General features: G+C 63.7%; 17 protein-coding genes. 11 read left to right on the forward strand and 6 right to left on the reverse strand.

Going from position 1 to position 19077, the window contains the following annotated elements; genetic code table 11:
* Positions 1 to 10: 10 nt before the first annotated feature.
* Together ABIE40_RS03830 and ABIE40_RS03835 are read right to left on the reverse strand one after the other, a co-directional pair.
* Complete coding sequence (locus ABIE40_RS03830; protein WP_199626268.1) at positions 11 to 985, reverse strand: L-threonylcarbamoyladenylate synthase; 975 nt, start codon at positions 983 to 985, stop codon at positions 11 to 13.
* A 77-nt stretch (positions 986 to 1062) separates the two neighbouring features.
* The gene (locus ABIE40_RS03835) at positions 1063 to 1668 is read right to left on the reverse strand and encodes a DUF6656 family protein (RefSeq protein ID WP_112712987.1); all 606 of its coding nucleotides are present in this window, start codon (positions 1666 to 1668) and stop codon (positions 1063 to 1065) included.
* Positions 1669 to 2069: 401 nt separating this feature from the next.
* Here ABIE40_RS03835 and ABIE40_RS03840 point away from each other — a divergent pair, with 401 nt between their 5' ends.
* Complete coding sequence (locus tag ABIE40_RS03840) at positions 2070 to 3314, forward strand: aromatic ring-hydroxylating oxygenase subunit alpha (RefSeq protein ID WP_130278948.1); 1245 nt, start codon at positions 2070 to 2072, stop codon at positions 3312 to 3314.
* 161 nt (positions 3315 to 3475) lie between these two features.
* Positions 3476 to 3925, forward strand: coding sequence for a BA14K family protein (locus tag ABIE40_RS03845; protein WP_112712983.1), 450 nt, complete (start codon positions 3476 to 3478; stop codon positions 3923 to 3925).
* A 53-nt stretch (positions 3926 to 3978) separates the two neighbouring features.
* On the opposite strand, the gene ABIE40_RS03850 is transcribed toward ABIE40_RS03845, so the two are convergent.
* Positions 3979 to 4974 carry a transporter gene (locus tag ABIE40_RS03850; protein WP_130278947.1) on the reverse strand — a complete coding sequence of 332 codons (996 nt, stop codon included), beginning with the start codon at positions 4972 to 4974 and terminating at the stop codon, positions 3979 to 3981.
* A gap of 216 nt (positions 4975 to 5190) precedes the next feature.
* Between ABIE40_RS03850 and ABIE40_RS03855 the strand changes: the two genes are divergently transcribed.
* From ABIE40_RS03855 to ABIE40_RS03875, 5 genes are all read left to right on the forward strand, one after another.
* Complete coding sequence (locus ABIE40_RS03855) at positions 5191 to 6969, forward strand: acyl-CoA dehydrogenase family protein (protein WP_199626269.1); 1779 nt, start codon at positions 5191 to 5193, stop codon at positions 6967 to 6969.
* 7 nt (positions 6970 to 6976) lie between these two features.
* Positions 6977 to 7729 carry a crotonase/enoyl-CoA hydratase family protein gene (locus tag ABIE40_RS03860; protein ID WP_199626270.1) on the forward strand — a complete coding sequence of 251 codons (753 nt, stop codon included), beginning with the start codon at positions 6977 to 6979 and terminating at the stop codon, positions 7727 to 7729.
* A gap of 214 nt (positions 7730 to 7943) precedes the next feature.
* Positions 7944 to 10013, forward strand: a complete 2070-nt coding sequence (gene mcpU, locus ABIE40_RS03865; RefSeq protein WP_199626271.1) for a methyl-accepting chemotaxis protein McpU — start codon at positions 7944 to 7946, stop codon at positions 10011 to 10013.
* 120 nt (positions 10014 to 10133) lie between these two features.
* The gene (locus ABIE40_RS03870) at positions 10134 to 10481 is read left to right on the forward strand and encodes an ArsR/SmtB family transcription factor (RefSeq protein WP_199626272.1); all 348 of its coding nucleotides are present in this window, start codon (positions 10134 to 10136) and stop codon (positions 10479 to 10481) included.
* A gap of 4 nt (positions 10482 to 10485) precedes the next feature.
* Complete coding sequence (locus ABIE40_RS03875) at positions 10486 to 10956, forward strand: SRPBCC family protein (protein WP_199626273.1); 471 nt, start codon at positions 10486 to 10488, stop codon at positions 10954 to 10956.
* Positions 10957 to 11356: 400 nt separating this feature from the next.
* Here ABIE40_RS03875 and ABIE40_RS03880 read toward each other — a convergent pair whose 3' ends face one another.
* Together ABIE40_RS03880 and ABIE40_RS03885 are read right to left on the reverse strand one after the other, a co-directional pair.
* Entirely contained in the window at positions 11357 to 12607 is a 1251-nt protein-coding gene (locus ABIE40_RS03880; RefSeq protein ID WP_199626274.1) for a class I SAM-dependent RNA methyltransferase, read from the reverse strand.
* Entirely contained in the window at positions 12604 to 13350 is a 747-nt protein-coding gene (locus ABIE40_RS03885) for a TlyA family RNA methyltransferase (protein WP_199626275.1), read from the reverse strand. Before ABIE40_RS03885 ends, ABIE40_RS03880 begins: the two co-directional genes overlap by 4 nt.
* A gap of 128 nt (positions 13351 to 13478) precedes the next feature.
* Between ABIE40_RS03885 and ABIE40_RS03890 the strand changes: the two genes are divergently transcribed.
* Entirely contained in the window at positions 13479 to 14480 is a 1002-nt protein-coding gene (locus ABIE40_RS03890; RefSeq protein WP_502944798.1) for a DUF4424 domain-containing protein, read from the forward strand.
* Positions 14481 to 14694: 214 nt separating this feature from the next.
* The gene (locus ABIE40_RS03895) at positions 14695 to 16638 is read left to right on the forward strand and encodes a methyl-accepting chemotaxis protein (RefSeq protein ID WP_354540963.1); all 1944 of its coding nucleotides are present in this window, start codon (positions 14695 to 14697) and stop codon (positions 16636 to 16638) included.
* A 202-nt stretch (positions 16639 to 16840) separates the two neighbouring features.
* On the opposite strand, the gene ABIE40_RS03900 is transcribed toward ABIE40_RS03895, so the two are convergent.
* Entirely contained in the window at positions 16841 to 17716 is an 876-nt protein-coding gene (locus ABIE40_RS03900; protein WP_199626277.1) for an AraC family transcriptional regulator, read from the reverse strand.
* Positions 17717 to 17885: 169 nt separating this feature from the next.
* Here ABIE40_RS03900 and ABIE40_RS03905 point away from each other — a divergent pair, with 169 nt between their 5' ends.
* Entirely contained in the window at positions 17886 to 18623 is a 738-nt protein-coding gene (locus tag ABIE40_RS03905; RefSeq protein ID WP_199626278.1) for an SDR family oxidoreductase, read from the forward strand.
* Between the two features lie 2 nt (positions 18624 to 18625).
* Positions 18626 to 18952, forward strand: a complete 327-nt coding sequence (locus ABIE40_RS03910; protein WP_199626279.1) for an Atu4866 domain-containing protein — start codon at positions 18626 to 18628, stop codon at positions 18950 to 18952.
* The last annotated feature ends 125 nt before the right edge of the window (positions 18953 to 19077 follow it).

Below are 19077 nucleotides of genomic sequence, written 5' to 3' on the forward strand. Positions count from 1 at the left end.
TCCTTGTTCGTCATTCGCGCGGGGCGGCGGCCCGCCTTAGCCGGTCATTGATCGCTTCGCCCAGCCCCTCGTCGGGGATCGGCGCAAAGGCGATCGTCGCCGCGCCACTGGCGTCGGCTTTCTTCATATAGTCGAAAAGATTGGCAGCGGCCTCGGTAAGGTCGCCTGCCGGGCTGAGGTTCAGCCGCATCGCTGCCTTCTCCATGCCTTCGATGTCCCGCGGCCCGAACAGGATCGCCGCCTCGCCTGCAGCGATCGTGCTGGCGTCCAGGCGCACGGCGGCGCCCGGCGCATAATGCGAGGCCAGCATACCCGGCGCCTCGATCGCGGCGGATGCCTTCTTCTGGCGGCGCAGCCGCTTGCCGGCGACGCGCTCGATTTCGGCAGCGGCAAGACCGCCCGGGCGAAGCAGCGTCAGCTCGCCATTCTCGACCTTCACGATTGTCGACTCGACGCCGACCTTGCTGGCGCCGGCATCGAGGATCAGCCGGATCTTGCCGCCGAGGTCGTCATCGACATGCGCGGCGCTCGTGGCGCTGATCTTGCCCGAGGTATTGGCGCTCGGCGCGGCCAGCGGGCGGTCAAAGGCGCGGATCAGGTCACCGGCAAAACCCTTGGGAATGCGGATGCCGACAGTATCGAGGCCGGCAGTCGCCAGCGCATGGATCCCACTTTCGGGCTTCAGCGGCAGCACCAGCGTCAGCGGCCCCGGCCAGAAAGCCTGGGCGAGCGCCCGCGACAGCGGATCGAACACCGCGTAACGCTCGGCCATGGCAAGATCGGCCATATGGCAGATCAGCGGATTGAACTGCGGCCGTCCCTTGGTCTCGTAGATGCGTGTGATGGCGGCCGGGTTGGTGGCGTCGGCGGCAAGGCCGTAGACCGTTTCCGTCGGGATCGCGACAGGATGACCATCGCCGAGAACGGCCGAGGCCGCGCTCAGCGCTTCCTCTTTGTGTTCTGCAATGTCGATGATCCGTGCCATGGGCCGCCTTTGATGTCAGGCAGTCCATAGGCCCTTGAGCGTCTGCGATCAATATCAGAGCTGGCGAATGATCCCGATCAGAGTTGACGAATGATTTCGCGCAGCTGCTCGTTGCGTGCGCCGAGCAGCAGCACGTTCTTGATTGCCACCTGCGGATCGTCGGTCCGGAACAGCACGCCGTTGCCGCGCACCGTGCGGTCGATTGTCATCTTCTCCGCGGTATGTTCGCCCGGCTTGATCGCCACGGCGAAATACATGCGCGAATACTGCATGTTGATCTTGTGGAAGAAATTGTCGTTATCGCCGATATCGGCATAGAAATTGGCGATGTAGAAGGCCCAGCTGACTTCCTCGTAGCGGGCGAATTTCGTCCGCGACGCCGTCACATGGCAATAGCCGAGATGCGGGCTGTCGGCCAGCGTGCGGTGAAACACCATCTTCGGAAACTGGATCGCCCGGTGAAAGCCGTTGATCTGCTGGTGCGCCTGGGTGCCGGCCGATTGCAGCTTGCGGCCGGTCTTTTCGGCGACTTCCTGATGCGAGAGGTAACGGCGCTCTTCGGCCAGCCAGTGTGCCCGCTCCCGGGTGATCTTCCCGGTGCGCAGAAATTCGGAATGCGGCGCCGCTGGCGGCTCCTCCGGTTTGGTCTCGTCCCTGACGTCGAAATAGCGAAGTTTCGCCATGGCGCGTATTCCGTAAGCGTTTGTCCCTTGGCCCAAGAATAGGAGTTCATGCTTAATGTGCTCTTAAGGCCGCGAGCCGCGCCAACCCCTGAAAACTTGCAGTACCCCGGTGTCGTATTTGGGATAATGTCGGGGGAAGGCAAGCGGAGCACGGGTCTGCACGGTGGCTTTCGCAATGTCGCAATCGAAGGAAAAGAGTGGAAAATCCGTCAGGGCCTCGATTTTCGCAGCCACGCGTCATCCTGTCGTCAATTTCGAAGCCGATGTCGCTTTACAACCAAGACCCGGGGATGCCCGGTGCTTAAATGCCCCCATGACCAATGCTCCCGAGAGGGAGGGAAGCCAGACGCTTCCGAAAGCCATGCCTTTGATGGCTGAGCCGATTGCACGAGGATATGCAAATGGACATTCGCAGCAACGTTTTGCGGCAGCTCAAAAACCGGCGCGAAGGCTTCAGCCTTGAGCAGCCCTTCTATATCGACGAGGACTACTTCAAGCTCGATATGGAAATGATCTACTACCGCGACTGGCTCTTTATGGGCCACGATTGCGAACTGCCGAAGGCCGGCGCTTATTTCACCGTGCAGATCGGTCAGTATCCCGTCGTCATCGTCCGCGGCCGCGACAATGTCATCCGCGCCTTCCACAATTCCTGCCGTCACCGCGGCTCGCGCGTCTGCACCAAGGAGCACGGCTCGTCGGTCCGTCTCGTCTGTCCCTATCACCAGTGGGCCTACGATCTCGACGGCAAGCTCGCCTTCGCCCGCCACATGGGCGACGATTTCGACAAGAGCGGCTTCGGCCTGAAGCCGGTCCATTGCGAAAGCTTCGGCGGCTATATCTTCATCTGCCTCGCCGACAAGGCGCCGGACTTCCAGCCGGTTCGCGACATGGTCACTCCCTACATGCTGCCGCATCGCCTGGCCGAAGGTAAGATCGCCTTCCAGAGCACGATCATCGAGAAGGGCAACTGGAAGCTTGTCTGGGAAAACAATCGCGAGTGCTACCACTGCGCCGCAAACCACCCGGAACTCTGCCGCACCTATCCGGAAGCCCCGAGCGTCACCGGTACCGATGGCGGCGCCGACGATCCGGAGATCGCCGGCCACTGGGCGCGCTGCGAGGCCGCCGGCCTGCCGAGCAAGTTCCAGATCTCGCCGGACGGCCAGTTCCGCGCCGCCCGCATGCCGCTGATCGAAGATGCCGAGAGCTACACCATGTCCGGCCGCCCGGCCGTCAAGCGCAAGCTGTCGGAAGACGTCACCATCGACCGCATCGGCACCATGCTGCTCTTCCACTATCCGACGACCTGGAACCACCTGCTCGGCGACCACGCGATCTCCTTCCGTGTCATCCCGCTCAGCGCCAACGAGACGGCCGTCACCACCAAGTGGATCGTTCACAAGGATGCCGTCGAAGGCGTCGACTACGATCTCGAAGAGTTGACGCATGTCTGGACCGAGACCAACGATCAGGACCGCCGCATCGTCGAAGAGAACGCCTTCGGCATCCATTCGCCGGCCTACGAGCCCGGTCCTTATTCGATGCTCCACGAGGGCGGCGTCATGCAGTTCCTCGAGTGGTACACCAACTTCATGGTCAACCGCCTGCAGGGCGACCAGGCGAAGCTTTCCGTCGTCGCCTGACATTCGCGTGATCTGACGAGCGCCGATGACCCGGTTAATCTCCGGTTCATCGGCGCTTTCGTAACTTCAACCCGTGCTTGAAGAAAACGCCAGTTGGAACAATTTCCACCCTCGCGCGTTTGCTGGCAGGCAAATTCTGCTCTTGGGATTGGAGAACTACGATGATTGGCCTCAGTAAGAAGATTTCGGCCGCTGTCCTGTCCGCCGCCGTTGTCCTGACGAGCTTCCTGCCCTCCGAAGCGATGCCGCTGCCGGCAGCGCCACAGGTCGCGCCGCAGGAGCAGGCTTCGAACGTTCAGGATGTCCAGTACCGCCGCTATTACGGCCGTCCGGGCTGGTATGGCGGCTATCGCGGTTATCCGTATTATCGCCGTGGCTACCGTCACTATAACGGTTACTGGTATCCGCTGGCTGCCTTCGGCGCCGGTGCGATCATTGGTGGCGCGATCGCTTCGCAGCCACGCTACTACGCTCCGCCGCCGGCCTATGCGCCGCGCCTGACGGCCGCGCATGTCCGCTGGTGCGAAAATCGCTACCGTTCGTATCGCGTCTACGACAACACCTTCCAGCCCTATGGCGGCCCGCGTCAGCAGTGCTATTCGCCCTACTGATATCGCGCGATTGGAATGACAAAAGCCCGGCAGAGATGCCGGGCTTTTTGCTGTCAGAGAATGTTGACCCGCTTCAAGAGCCACCAGGCGAACAGGATCGAGGCGAGGATCAGCGCCACCGCATATTCGGTGCCGCCGGTGCCCTGCGCGAAGGGCAGGTTGGCGGTGTTCATGCCGAAGAAGCCGGTCACCAGCGTCGGCGGCAGCAGGAAGGCCGTCATGATCGACAGGATGTAGAGATGCCGGTTGGTCTCCGAGGAGAGCTTCGAGTCGATTTCTTCGTGCAGCAGGCGGGCGCGCTCCTGCAGGGCGTAGATGTCGTGATCGACAGCTTCCAGCCGGCTCGTCAGCCGCCCGGCGATATCCTCGAAGCCGAAGGGCATCTCGTCCTCGTCTGAAGCGGAGGCCCGGCGCATCAGCGTCAGCACGTTTCTCAGATGCCGGTGGAGGCGCACGATCGTCCGGCGCACAGGCGCCAGCCGCCGCCGCTCGTCGCGCGGCGTGTTGTCGTAGACGAAATCCTCGATCAGATTGAGCTCGTCCGTCAGGTCCATGACGACGGAGATCAGCGTGCGCTGGAACTCGATGACCAGGAGCTCGAAGATATCGGCCGGATGATCGAACTTCGCCGGGTTCTTCTCGATCATGATCCGGGCGCGATCGACGCTGCGCAGCGGCTGCAGCCGCGTGGTGATGATGAACTTGCCCGAGATCGCAAAATGCAGCCAGCCGAGATCGGCTGTGTCCTGATCGAATTCGCGCTGGCAGTCGACCAGCGTTCCATAGAGCATCTGCTCGTCGACGGTGAGCGCCGCATGCGTATCGCGCGTCGTCAGCGCCGCCCGTGCATCCTCGTTCAGCCCGGTAAGCTGCTCCAGCAGGGCCGGCACGCGGGCATCGACGAGATTGAGATGCAGCCAGTAGAAGCCGTCCTGCGCGGTGAGCTCGGCTGCCTGCGCGCTGTTTTCCAGCCGGATCGCCGTCTTTGATCCTGCCGGAAATCGATAGGCCCAGATCAAGCCGGGAATATTGGCGGGCAATGTATCCATCGGCGTGGGATCCTCTTCGACGCGGGCATTCTCTTTTTGGCAATCCGCTCTAGAGATTCTCCATGACACCAGTTTGTGCAAGGGCTCGAATAAACTTGAGCCGGGACATCATGGCGCAGATCGGAAAACAAAATTGACGTTTACGTAAAAATCAATTAGCTCTGGCGGCGGAGGATGGCCTTTGCCGCGGGCAGGGCCGAGATGCGAGGAGACAAGATGTACAAGGCGCCCGTCGAGGATATCGCTTTCACCCTGAAGCATGTCGCTGGTCTGAAGGATGCGCTGGATAGCGGCATCTTCGGCGATCTCGGCGAAGACCTCGTCGATGCGATCCTCAACGAAGCCGGCCGTTTCGCAACGGAAGAAGTTGCCCCGCTTGCCGAGATCGGCGACAGGCAGGGTTCGCGCCTGATCGATGGCGAGGTGAAGACCCCGGATGGCTGGGCGAAGCTCTATCAGGAATGGATCGCCGGCGGCTGGAACAGCCTGACCGGGCCAGAAGAATTCGGCGGGCAGGGGCTGCCCGTCCTGCTCAATGTCGCGGCCCTCGAAATGTGGAATTCCGGCGCCACCGCCTTCGCACTCTGCCCGACGCTGACGATGGGCGCCGTCGAGGCGCTCAGCGCCCATGGCTCGCCTGAATTGCAGAATGCCTATTTGCCGAAGCTGGTCTCCGGCGAATGGACCGGCACCATGAACCTCACCGAGCCGCATGCCGGTTCGGATGTGGGAGCGCTGAAAAGCCGCGCCGAACGCCGCGATGACGGCACCTACCGCATCTTCGGCCAGAAGATCTTCATCACCTGGGGCGAGCACGACGCCACCGACAACATCATCCATCTCGTCCTCGCCCGCCTGCCGGATGCGCCGGCCGGAACGCGCGGCATCTCGCTTTTCCTCGTCCCGAAGTTTCTCGTGAATGCCGATGGTTCGCTCGGCGCCCGCAACGATGTCTTCGTCCACTCGCTCGAACACAAGATGGGCATCCACGGCTCGCCGACCTGCACGATGATCTATGGCGACGGCAAGTTCGGCGATGAGAAGGGCGCGATCGGCTGGCTGATCGGCGAGGAGAACAAGGGTCTCAACTGCATGTTCACGATGATGAACAATGCCCGCCTGACGGTCGGCATGCAGGGCGTGGCGATCGCCGAGGCGGCGACCCAGAAGGCGATCGCCTTCGCCAAGGAACGCACCCAGGGCAAGGCGCCCGGTTGGACCGGCTCCGGCATGAGCCCGATCATCGAGCATCCCGATGTCATCAGGATGCTGCTGACGATGAAGGCGCTGACGCAGGGTGCGCGCGCCATCTCCTATTCCTGCGCCCACGCCATCGACATGTCGCATCAGGGGAGCGGCGATAGCAGGCACTGGCAGGAGCGCGCCGCCCTGCTGACCCCGATCGCCAAATCCTTCGCCACCGACGCCGGTGTCGATGTCGCCTCGCTCGGCATCCAGGTTCATGGCGGCATGGGCTTCATCGAGGAAACCGGTGCCGCCCGCTTCCTGCGCGACGCCCGCATCGCGCCGATCTACGAGGGCACCAACGGCATCCAGGCGATCGACCTCGTCACCCGCAAGCTGCCGCTCTCGAACGGCGAGCATGTGAAGGGTTTCATCGCCGAGCTCTCTGCCATTGCCGACGCCGTGCGCGGCTCGAACCTCGCTTCCTTCGGCGAAACCGCCGCCCGGCTCGATGCCGCGATCGCCGACCTGACGGAAGCCACGGATTGGCTGATGAAGGCGCAGGCCGATGGCAGGATCGCCGAAGCGCTCTCGGGTGCCACGCCCTACCAGCGCCTGTTCGGCTTGGTGTTGATGAGCGGCTATCTCGCCAAGGGCGGCCTCGCCAAGACCGGCGACGGCGCCGAAGAGGGCCGGATCGCGCTCTGCCGCTTCGCCGCCGAAAACCTGCTTTCCGAAGCCGCTGCCCTGAAGGACCGCACCGTCAATGGTGCCGCGAGCCTTGCCGCAGCCCGCGCCATCCTGGCCTGAGGACATCATGACCGATCACATCATCGTCGAGCAATCCGCCGAGCATCCCGGCGTCCAGATCATCCGCTTCAACCGGCCGGAAAAGAAGAACGCCATCACCCGCGCCATGTATGTGCGGATGACGGAAGCGCTGAAGGCCGCCGATGCCGATGATGCCATCCGCGCCACCGCCTTCCTCGGCACCGACGGAGCGTTTTCGGCCGGCAACGACATCACCGATTTCCTCGCGGCTGCGATGGGCGGCAGCCTCGGCCATGAACTCCTCGATTTCCTCTATGCGCTGGTGAACTCCCGCAAGCCGCTGATCTCCGGTGTCGATGGCCTGGCGATCGGCATCGGCACGACGATGCACATGCATTGCGACCTGACCATCGCCTCCCTCCGCAGCCAGTTCCGCACCCCCTTCGTCGATCTGGCGCTGGTGCCCGAAGCTGCCTCCAGCCTGCTTGCCCCCCGCATCATGGGCCATCAACGCGCCTTCGCTCTCCTGGCTGCAGGTGAGGACTTCTCGGCGGCCGACGCGCGCGATGCCGGATTGATCTGGAAGGTCTGCGCGCCGGGTGAGGTCGAGCATCTGACGCTGGCAACCGCCGCCAAGCTCGCCGCCAAGCCCGCTTCCGCGCTGCGGATTGCCCGCGATCTCGTCCGCGGCCCGCGCGAAGAGATTATTGCACGTATAGATGAAGAAGCGCACCACTTCACCGCACAGTTGAAAAGCGATGAAGCAAGAAAAGCCTTCGAAGCCTTCATGCGACGCTAATATAAAAACATAGGGTTTTAGCTAAATTTTAAGCGTGTTTTAATTCGAGCCTACTAATCAAAGGGTGACGAATTGCCCATTCGTCCGGGCGCATGACGCGCTTTGCTGAGCTTTGCCCAACCCCATTCGCCCGATCCGCGTTGCCGCGCAGTCCATCCGCGCAAACGAGACGGTGGAATACTTCGAAAGAACGCACTTGAAGAAGACGAATTTGATGACGCGCATCCTCGTCGCCGCGTCAGCCGTGGTTCTGGCGGCCTTTGCCGCCTTTTCCTATTACATCAACTCCGTTCAGCGCGACGTGACGACGGCTTCGATCGAGGCCAACATCCAGTCGTCGGGCGAGCAGGCTGCCCACAGCCTCGCCAACTGGATGAACGGCCGCGTGACGCTGACCGCCATGGTCGCCAACGCCATCGGCCGCGCCGCCGATCAGGCCGGCACGCTCAACGTCCTGCAGAACGATATCCTCACCAGCCAGTTCGTCAGCACCTATTTCGGCGATGAGCAGGGCGTCTTCACCATGTGGCCGAAGCTGCCGATGCCCGATGGCTACGACCCGCGCAAGCGCCCGTGGTACCAGGATGCCGTCAAGGCCGTTGCCAGCGTCATGACCGAGCCCTATGTCGATGCCTCCAGCGGCGACCTGATCATCAGCGCGGCCGTTCCGGTCCAGCGCGATGGCAAGCTCGCCGGCGTCGTCGGCAGCGACTTCTCGCTCGAAACCATGGTCAAGATGATCAAGGAGATCGATCTCGGCGGCCAGGGCACGGCCTTCCTCGTCAACAAGAGCGGCCAGATCCTCATCCACCCGGATGCCAAGCTGGTCACCAAGACGCTCGCCGATGCCTTCCCGGCGCAAACGCCGAAGATCGGCTCCGGCCTCGTCGCCACGGAATTCGGCGGCAAGCCGGTTCTCGTCAGCTTCATGCCGGTCACCGGCCTGCCGACCGTCGAATGGTATCTCGCCTTCGTCGTCGATAGCGACAAGGCTTTCGCTTCGCTGAACGAGTTCCGCATCGCCGCCACCATCGCAACGCTTCTCGCCGTCGGCCTGATGATCGCTGCCATGGCCTGGCTGCTGCACGGCCTCGTCGTTCAGCCGGTCACCGCCATGACCGCCGCCATGCAGAAGCTCGCCGCCGGTGATTTCTCGGTCGCCATTCCGGGCGAGGAGCGCCGCGACCAGATCGGCTCTATGGCCGAAGCCGTCGCGGTCTTCAAGGCCAATGCGATCGACCGCCAGCGTCTGGAAGGCGAGGCCGAAGAGGGCCGTTCGCTGACCGAGCGCGAGCGCCAGGACCGCGAACAGCAGAAGGCCCGTGAAGCCGCCGAAATCCGCACCGCCGTCGATGCCCTTGGCGGCGCTCTCGGTGCTCTCTCGGACGGTAACCTCGCTCACCGCATCGAGACGCCCTTCGCCGCCCATCTCGACCGCTTGCGCAACGACTATAACAGCGCTGTCGGCAAGCTGCATGGCGCTCTCCAGACGGTCGGCAGCAATGCCAATGCGATCGACGCCGGTGCCGCCGAAATCCGCACCGCCGCCGATGGTCTCGCCCGCCGCACCGAGCAGCAGGCAGCCTCCGTCGAGGAAACCGCAGCTGCGCTCGAAGAGATCACCACGACGGTCAAGGACACGGCCCGCCGTGCCGAGGAAGCCGGCAATCTGGTTGATCGCACCCGCAACGGTGCCGAGCAGTCCGGCGAGATCGTCCGCAAGGCCGTCGATGCCATGACCGGCATCGAGCACTCCTCGGAGCAGATCTCCAGCATCATCAGCGTCATCGACGACATCGCCTTCCAGACCAACCTGCTCGCTCTCAATGCAGGCGTCGAGGCAGCCCGTGCCGGTGAAGCCGGCAAGGGCTTCGCCGTCGTCGCCCAGGAAGTCCGCGAGCTCGCCCAGCGTTCTGCAAAGGCCGCCAAGGAGATCGAGGCGCTGATCACCGCATCGAACGCCCAGGTCCGCTCCGGCGTGACGCTGGTCGGCGAAACCGGCAAGTCGCTGGAAGCGATCGTCGCGCAGGTCCAGGAGATCAGCCGCCATGTCGGCGCGATCGTCACCGCCACCCGCGAACAGTCGACCGGTCTCCACGAGATCAACACGGCCGTCAACACCATGGACCAGGGCACGCAGCAGAACGCCGCCATGGTCGAGGAGCAGACGGCTGCCAGCCACGGTCTTGCGGCGGAAGCCGCCAAGCTGATGCAGCTGCTCTCGCAGTTCAACCTCGGCACCGGCCACGGCGCCTCCTCTTCGGCTCACCGCCGCGTCGCCTGATACGGTCTGTCCCTGAATTGAAGATGCCCGCGGAGAAGCGGGCATTTTTGTTTAAATAGATAGATAGGTATTTGCCTAACTATTATTGACAGGCAGCCGCGGATGCATATAGTTAGGTGTATGCCTAACCAATCACATGCACTCGATCTGATGTTTCAGGCGCTGGCCGATCCGGCGCGGCGCAGCATGGTCGATCGCCTGTGCAAGGGGCCGGCCTCCGTCAAGGAACTGGCGGAGCCGCTCACCATGGCCCTGCCTTCGGTCCTGCAGCACCTGCAGATGCTGGAAGCGAGCGGCCTGGTGAAATCGGAAAAACTCGGCCGCGTGCGGACCTGCCGCATCGAGCCATCGGCGCTGCGCTCGGCCGAAAGCTGGATCAACGAGCGCCGCATCCATTGGGAGCGCAGCCTCGACAGGCTGGGAGAATATCTGAAAGCCAACCCGGAAATGCCAGAGGTAGAGGAGTAAGCGCATGTCTGAATACAGCACCGTCCATTCCACCTTCTCCGTCGAACGCACCTACCAAGCCTCGCCCGCCCGCGTCTTCGCCGCATGGTCGGATCCGAAGGCCAGACTGCAATGGGAAGCAATCGGCGACAACTTCACCACCACTTATACGCAGAACGACTTCCGCGTCGGCGGCCGCGATGTCAGCAAGTTCGATTTCGGCAAGAGCGACCAATACGTCGCCGACGCCCGCTACGAGGATATCGTCAAGGACCGCCGCATCGTCTACGCTTATACGATGTCCCACAACGAACGCCGCATTTCCTCGTCGCTGACGACGATCAGCCTGACGCCGGTCGCCGAGGGCACCCATGTCGTGCTCACCGAACAGATCACCATCCTCGACGGCGGCGACAAGGTGGAATACCGCCAGGCGGGGATCGCGGGCCAGCTCGACCAGCTCGGAGTATTCCTGGCGGGCCGGCCGGTGGCTTGATGAGGGCTGTCCACGAGTTGAAGATGCCTGCGGGGAGGCGGGCATTTTCGTCTTCCATCCAGGCCGTTGCTGAAAATCTGCCGCGCCCGGAGCCCCCTCACCCTACCCTCTCCCCCGGGGGGATAGGGGAAGTTGGCGTAAGCGGCGGACGCGGCGTTCCCTTCTCCCCTCGGGGAGAAGGTGGCCCGAAGGTTTCAGGCGCAACTTGTTGCGCCGGGGATGAGGGGGCCGCACACACAACATCTCCCTCATCCCTGTGCTTGTCACAGGGATCCAGTGCGCCCCAGTCTTGGGGCGCGAGAGACTAATCCCAGCGTCAAATGTCTGCCGAGTCATTCACGGCGCAGACGCGCCGTGGCTGGATTCCTGTGACAAGCACAGGAATGAGGGAGGCGGAGAATTACTTCTCCAGCGTCGCCACCACTTCGACATGCGCCGTCCAGAGGAACTGGTCGATCGGCGTGACGCTGGTGATGCGGTAGCCGCCTTCGATCAGGATCGCGAGGTCGCGCGCCAGCGTCAGCGGATTGCAGCTGACGGCGACGACTTTCTTGACCGCCGAGCGCGCAAGTTCCTGCGATTGAAATTCGGCGCCTGCGCGCGGCGGGTCGAAGACAACGGCGTCGTAATGCTTGAATTCCGCGGTCATCAGCGGGCGGCGGAAGAGGTCGCGCTTCTCGACGCTCACCGGCTTCAGCCCCTGCGCCTTGCGGGCGGCGTGATCGAGGGCGGCGAGCGCCTTGTCGTCGCCTTCGACAGCATGGACGCGGCCGATGCGGGCGAGCCGGAGCGAGAAGGTGCCGGAACCGGCGAAGAGATCGGCAATGCGCTTTGCCTTGCCGACATGGGCAACGACGAGCTCCGCCATCGCCTCTTCGGCAGGTTTCGTCGCCTGGGTGAAGCCGCCGGCCGGAGGCGAGACCTGCACGCCGCCGAAATCGACGACCGGCTTCTGCGGCTCCACGAGGATTTCGCCGTTCAGCGAGACGCGGGCGATGCCGCGCATGCCGAGCACGGTCTCGACGGCCTTGCGGCGCTGCTGGTCGGGAAGCTTCTTGATGCCGTCGACGGCGAGATCGAGACCCGACAGCGTCTCCAGCACCGAGATACGGAAGGCTTCGGCATTCGTTGCCATCGCCGCGCCGATCGCCTTGATCGCCGGCAGCCGGGCCATGATCCCTGCCGACGAGATCGGACATTCCTCGATCGAGACGATGTGGTGGCTTTCGGCCTGGTTGAAACCGATCAGCATGTCCTTCTCGGTCTTGCGCGCCGCGAAGACGACGCGGCGGCGCTCGCCGGGATGGGCAGCAACGAGTTCGCCGACTTCGGCATCGATCCCCTGCGATTTCAGCGCGTTGACCACCAGCTGCCGCTTGAAGGCGCGGTAGGGCGCGTCTGAAAGATGCTGCAGTGTGCAGCCGCCGCAGGTGCCGTTGACGCCGTCGGGGCCGAAATGGCGGCAGGCCGGCTCCTGCCGGTCGGGCGAGGCCTTGGCGATCGACATGATCGTGCCCTGGTTCTTGACGCGCGCAATCGCGACCTCCTCGCCCGGCAGTGCGAAAGGCACGTAGATCGCGCCATCCCTGCCTTCGGCAATGCCGTCGCCCTGTCCGCCGAGTTTCTTGATCGTGACTGTTTCGGTGCTCACGGCTTTATTCCTGCAAGTAGATATTCCTGATTGCCGTCGCCGCCTGCAATCGGCGAGGCGATGAGGCCGAGGCTCTTCCAGCCCATGTCTTCGGTAAACCAGCGCTCCAGCTCGGCAGCCACTGACGGCGCGGAGGAGGGGTCTTTCAACAGGCCGCCCTTGCCGATCGCCTCGCGCCCGGCTTCGAACTGAGGCTTGACCAGAAGGGCCGCCTTGGCGCCCGGCTCGGCGATGTCGAGTGCCGGGGCAAGCGCCAGCTTCAGCGAAATGAACGAGACGTCGGAAACCAGGAAGGTCACGGCATGGCCGATATCGTCGCCCGTCAGATTGCGGGCGTTCAGCCCCTCTATATTCGTCACGCGCGGATCGGCCGAAATGCGCGGATGCATCTGCCCGTGGCCGACATCGATCGCCGTCACATGCGTGGCACCGCGCTCCAGCAGCACTTCCGTAAAGCCGCCGGTCGATGCGCCGACGTCAAGACAGTGATGGCCGGCCGGATCGAGCCGGAAGTGATCGAGCGCCGCCGTCAGCTTCAGTGCGGCGCGCGAGACGTAATCCTGGGCCGGATCGTCGATTTCGATCTCGGCCGTTTCGGCAAACAGCGCGCCCGGCTTGGTGACGATCTTGCCGCCCACCTTCACGGTGCCGCGGTCGATCGCATCGCGCGCCCGCGAGCGGCTGGCAAAAAGACCGAGGCTGACGAGCAGCTGGTCGAGACGTTGTGGGTTCTGATCGGACATTGGCAGTCCATGACTGGCAAAACCCGCGCTTGCAAGCCTTTTGTTTGCGCCGCCGCCGTTGACGCCCGCCGGAACCCGGCGATAATTCCGGCTCCGGTCATGGGGTAGGGGAGTGAGACGGCATGCCGATATCGAGAAGCGTGGCTGTGATCGCCGCCGTCCTGAACGCTGCCCCGGCGCTCGCCAACGATACGATGGCCGAGCTGAAGACCGGCGGCCTGACCTTCATCGAATCCCCTGACGTCAGCATGGAGAGCGAGGCGCTGTTCATCTCGGCCAAGGAAGTGCGCGTCGATTACGTCTTCGAAAACAGCGCCGACAAGGATGTCGAGACGCTTGTCGCCTTCCCGATGCCGGATCTGCCGGGCCATGTGGAGAGCGATATCGCCATTGCCGATTCCGGCAAGGACAATTTCCTCGATTTCACGGTGACGCAGGATGGCAAGCCGATTTCGCCGACGTTGCAGCAGCGGGCGATCGCCGCCAGCATCGACGTCACCGATGACCTGAAGGCGCAGAACATTCCGCCGCTCCCTTATGCCGAAGGCACGGCCGCAGCGCTCGAAAAGCTGCCCGACGCGGTCAAGCAGGACTGGCTCTCCCGCGGCCTGCTCTACGACGACGTCTATGACAATGACGGCAGCGGCATGAAGCATCACATGACACCGCTCTGGACGCTGCGCTCCACCTACTGGTGGAAGACCGTCTTTCCGGCAAGGGCGAAGGTGACAGTCTCGCATCGCTACACGCCGAGCGTCGGCGGCACCGTGGCGATCAGCTTCCTGGAGGATGGCCAGGCCAAGGGCGATCGCTTCGTCGAATATAGCAGCCGCTACTGCATGGACGGAGGCTTCGTCAAAACGGCGCAGAAACTTGCGAAGGCTGAGACGAATGGCGGCGCGAACTATACCGAAAGCTGGATTTCCTACATCCTGAAGACCGGCGCCAACTGGAACGGCCCGATCAAAAGCTTCAAGCTGACGTTGGATAAGGGCAATGCGAAGAACCTCATCAGCTTCTGCGGTACCGGAGTGAAGAAGACCGGCCCGACGACCTTCGAGATGACGGCCACCGATTTCTGGCCGGAGCGCGACCTAGATATCCTCATCCTCAATGCGCCGGAAGAATAGCGCCACCCCTATTTGTGCGGCGCAAACTTAAGCAATTTTAAAGTGGCGGCCACTAGGTTCGGGCCGATTGCAGCGGTTCGCCTGAATCGCTTCCGCCATGATGGCACGCATTTCCCTGCCCGCAGTTCATGTTGTCTCGATTTCCAAAACATGTGGCCGTACCTCCCAGCGGCCGCGTTTTTGCCGCGCCGATTATTTGCCAGGAGAATTACCGGTGTTCGCCAATATCTCACTCAAGGGGAAGCTTGCGGCCACGTTCGCAGCCCTCATCGTCATCTTCGTTGCCGTCTCGTCTTATGTTTACGTGAAGGCCAACGCTTCGTCGGACGCTGCCGCCCAGCAGGAAAAGTCCGAACTGCTCGTCAACCAGATCGACGACGCGCTGCAGGCCATGCTTGAGCAGGCCGTCAACCTGCGCGGTTTCATCCTCTTCCGCTCCGACAGCACCTATGGCGATATCTTCGCCAACCGCGAGCGCATGCTGAAGGCCATTGCCGCCGCCAAGGAAACCGCATCCGGCGAGCCTGCCGTGCTCGAGATGATCGACGGCATGCAGAAGGCCGCCGATCTCTATTTCCATGAGCTAGCTGAGCCGCAGGCCAAGGCCCGCAAGGAAACCGAAACCCCGATCGCCGATGTCGTCAAGATCGGCGTCAACGCCACCAAGGGCCAGCTCGACGGCTTCCGTCAGGCTTCCGCCAAGATCAAGGCCGCCGCCCGCGACAAGTCCGCTGAGCTCGCCGCCATCCAGGCCGATGCCGACAGCGACCTCAATAACACGCTGCTCTTCGGCGGTATCGGCGCCTCGCTCGCCGCTGCCGTTCTCGCATGGCTCCTGTCGCGCGCCATCGTCCAGCCGATCATCGGCATGACCACGGCGATGAGCCGCCTTGCCGATGGCCATCACAATGTCGACGTTCCCGCCCTCGACCGCCGCGACGAAGTCGGCCGCATGGCCCAGTCGGTTCTGGTCTTCAAGGATGCGGCTGCCGAAAAGCTCCGCCTCGCTGGCGAAACCGATCGCATGCGCAGCGATGCCGAGCGTCAGCGCCAGTTCTCCGACGAGGAGAAGGCCCGCGAAGCCGCCGACATCCGCTTCGTCGTCGATGGCCTGGCAACCGGCCTCTCGAACCTCGCAAACGGCGATGTCGCAAGCCGCATCACCACGCCGTTCTCCGCCCAGTTCGACGGTCTGCGCACCGACTTCAACAATGCCGCCGGCAAGCTGCAGGCGACCCTGCAGTCGGTTGGCCGCAACGCTTCGGCGATCAATGCCGGCGCCGGTGAAATCCGTTCGGCAGCCGATGATCTCGCCCGCCGCACCGAGCAGCAGGCCGCAGCCGTCGAAGAGACCGCAGCAGCTCTCGAACAGGTCACCACCACCGTTCGCGACAGCGCCAAGCGCGCCGAAGATGTCGGCCAGCTTGTCGAGCGCGCCCGCCTCGGCGCCGAGCGCTCCGGCGACGTCGTCCGCAAGGCCGTCACCGCCATGGAGCAGATCGAGAAGTCTTCGGGCGAGATCGGCAACATCATCGGCGTCATCGACGACATCGCCTTCCAGACCAACCTGCTTGCGCTGAACGCCGGTGTCGAAGCCGCGCGTGCCGGTGAAGCCGGCAAGGGCTTTGCCGTCGTTGCCCAGGAAGTCCGCGAACTCGCCCAGCGTTCCGCAAACGCCGCGAAGGAAATCAAGGCGCTGATCAACACCTCAGGCGAGCAGGTCAGCACCGGCGTTTCGCTGGTCGACCAGACCGGCAAGGCGCTGGCCGAGATCGTTACCGAGGTCCAGGAGATCAACCGCCACGTCGGCGCGATCGTCACCGCCACCCGCGAACAGTCCGTCGGCCTGCAGGAGATCAACACTGCGGTCAACAACATGGACCAGGGCACCCAGCAGAACGCCGCCATGGTCGAGGAACAGACGGCCGCCAGCCACTCGCTGGCCCAGGAAGCCGCATCGCTCGATGCCCTCCTGCACCAGTTCAGGCTCGGTGCCGCCGCAGCCGTTGCCGTCGCCCCGCGCGCCGTCATCGCCCAGCCGGCCTCCCGCCCGGTCGCCTCGCCGGCCCGCGCGCTCAACAACCGCGTCGCCAGCGCCTTTGGCGGCCGCGCTGCAACGGCCGCTGCTGTTGTGCAGGAAGATTGGGAAGAGTTTTGAGACTAGCCTGATTGTCTGAGACGGGGCCTCCGAAGGGAACTTCGGGGGCCCTTTTTTTGTTTTGGGCGTTTGCGGGTGTGGCCCCCTCATCCGGCTGCCGCCACCTTCTCCCCGAGGGGGTCCGAAGGACGGGTCGAGACCGTTGGCTCGACCCCGGTGGGCAGGGTGAGGGGCTCCGGGGCGCGAAAGTAACTACCGAGGCCTACCCCGCCACCACCCGCATCCGCTCCACATCCCGCCGCGGCGGCACGTTGTGGACCCGCACATAATCCCGGCTGAACTGCGAAGGGCTATCATAGCCTACCCGAAAGCCCGCCTCCGCTGCCGTCAGCCCCTCGGTCACCATCAGCCGCCGCGCCTCCTGCAATCTCAGCTGCGTGCGAAACTGCAGCGGGCTCATCGCCATCACCGATTTGAAATGCTCGTAGAAGGTCGAGGCGCTCATGCCCGCCACCGAGGCGAGATGCTCGATCGCGAAGGGCTCGCTGAAATTCTTGCGGATGAAATCGACGGCACGGCCGATCTGGTTCAGCCGGCTTTCGCGATTGGCGATCTGCCTCAGCAGCGGCGCCTGCGGGCCGCGGATCAGGCGGTAGAGCATCTCGCGCTCGATCATCGGCGCCAAGATACCAGCATCCTCGGGCGCATCCAGCAGCTGCAGCATCCGCACGGCAGCATCGAGCAGCTCCGGCGTCGAAGCGCTGACGCCGGCTGCCGCACTTTCGTTCGCCTTGTTCTCCGCCGCGGGCATCAGCTCCGCCAGCATGCCGCGATCGAGCTGCACCCGCATGCAGAGATAGGGGCGGTCGGCGCTCGCCTCGACGACGGCGCCGATCACGGGCAGGTCGACGCCGACGACGAGATAGTGGGCGCTGTCATAGACATGCACCCGGTCGCCGACCACCGCGCGCTTCCGCCCCTGCGCGACGATGCAGCAGGAGGGCTCGTACATCGTGTGGATCGGCTCTGTTTTCGCCGAGGATCGTATGATCCCGACGCGCGGCAGGGCGGTGTCGAAGCTGCCATCAGTTCCGGCATGGCGATCGATCAATTCTGCAAGCTGGGCAATCTTTTCCATGGGAACAGCATGAACGGCAGCGGCGCAAATGCCAAGCCGTGATGCACCGCTTCCGGAAGATCGTGCAAGAAATCCGGAGAAGCCTGCTACCGGCCGGTGCGATCAAGCAACCATCTTCTGCCGGGGCCGCGATCGGCGGCCGTCACAGTCACAGCATGAGGAAGAAGACATGACCGGCATCCAAGGCAAGACAGTTCTGATCACTGGCGCCAGCAGCGGCATCGGCGCGGCAACCGCCCGCGAACTCGGCGCAGCCGGCGCCAGGCTCGTCATCGGCGCAAGGCGCACCGACCGGCTGGAGGCGCTGGCAACCGAGATCCGCAATGAGGGCGGCACTGTCGAATTCCGCGCCCTCGACGTTACCGACCGCGCCGATATGGAGGCTTTCGCCAGGGCGGCGATCGATGCCTTCGGCCGCATCGACGTCCTCGTCAACAATGCCGGCGTCATGCCGCTGTCGCTGATGTCGTCGCTGAAGGTCGAGGAATGGGACCGGATGATCGACGTCAATATCAAGGGCGTGCTCTATGGCATCGCGGCCGTCTTGCCCGTCATGAATGCGCAGGAAAGCGGCCAGATCATCAACGTTTCCTCGATCGGCGGCCTCGCGGTGTCGCCGACCGCCGCGGTCTATTGCGCCACCAAATTCGCGGTGCGGGCGATCTCGGACGGCCTGCGCCAGGAGAACCGAAGACTCCGCGTCACCTGCATCAATCCCGGCGTCGTCGAATCCGAGCTCGCCGGCACCATCACTGAGCCCTTCGCGAAGGATGCCATGGCCACCTACCGCGCCATCGCGCTGAAGGGCGATGCGATCGCCCGCGCCATCCGCTTCGCGATCGAGCAGCCCGGCGATGTCGATACCAACGAGATCACCATCCGCCCCACCGCCAACGCGGCGATCTGACCATGCGCGGGCTCTCTCTGATAACGGGCGCCGCTCTCTGCGGCGCCACCCTTGCCTTCGCCAATGACCAGGAGACGACAATGCAGACCCATCCCTATATCGGCACGTGGATCACCGCCGACGGCCATATCCGCCAGGAACTCCTGCCGAACGGCCGCTACGACGAGGCTCGCGGCACCCGCAAGAGCGCCTATCAGGGACGCTACGAGGTAGACGGCGACCATATCGAATACTGGGACGACACCGGCTTCACCGCCGACGGCGACTTCATCGACGGCGTACTGCACCATGGCGGGATGGTGTTTTATCGGGATGGGAAGGTGGAATAGTTCTCAAGCGGAGGTGGTGCCCGCGGCCCCCTCATCCGGCCCTATGGGCCACCTTCTCCCCGCGGGGGAGAAGGGATCGGAGACGTTGCGGCAATTCCCTTCTCCCCTCGGGGAGAAGGTGCCCG

The organism is Rhizobium sp. OAE497 (assembly GCF_040546565.1).
Lineage (GTDB): Bacteria > Pseudomonadota > Alphaproteobacteria > Rhizobiales > Rhizobiaceae > Rhizobium.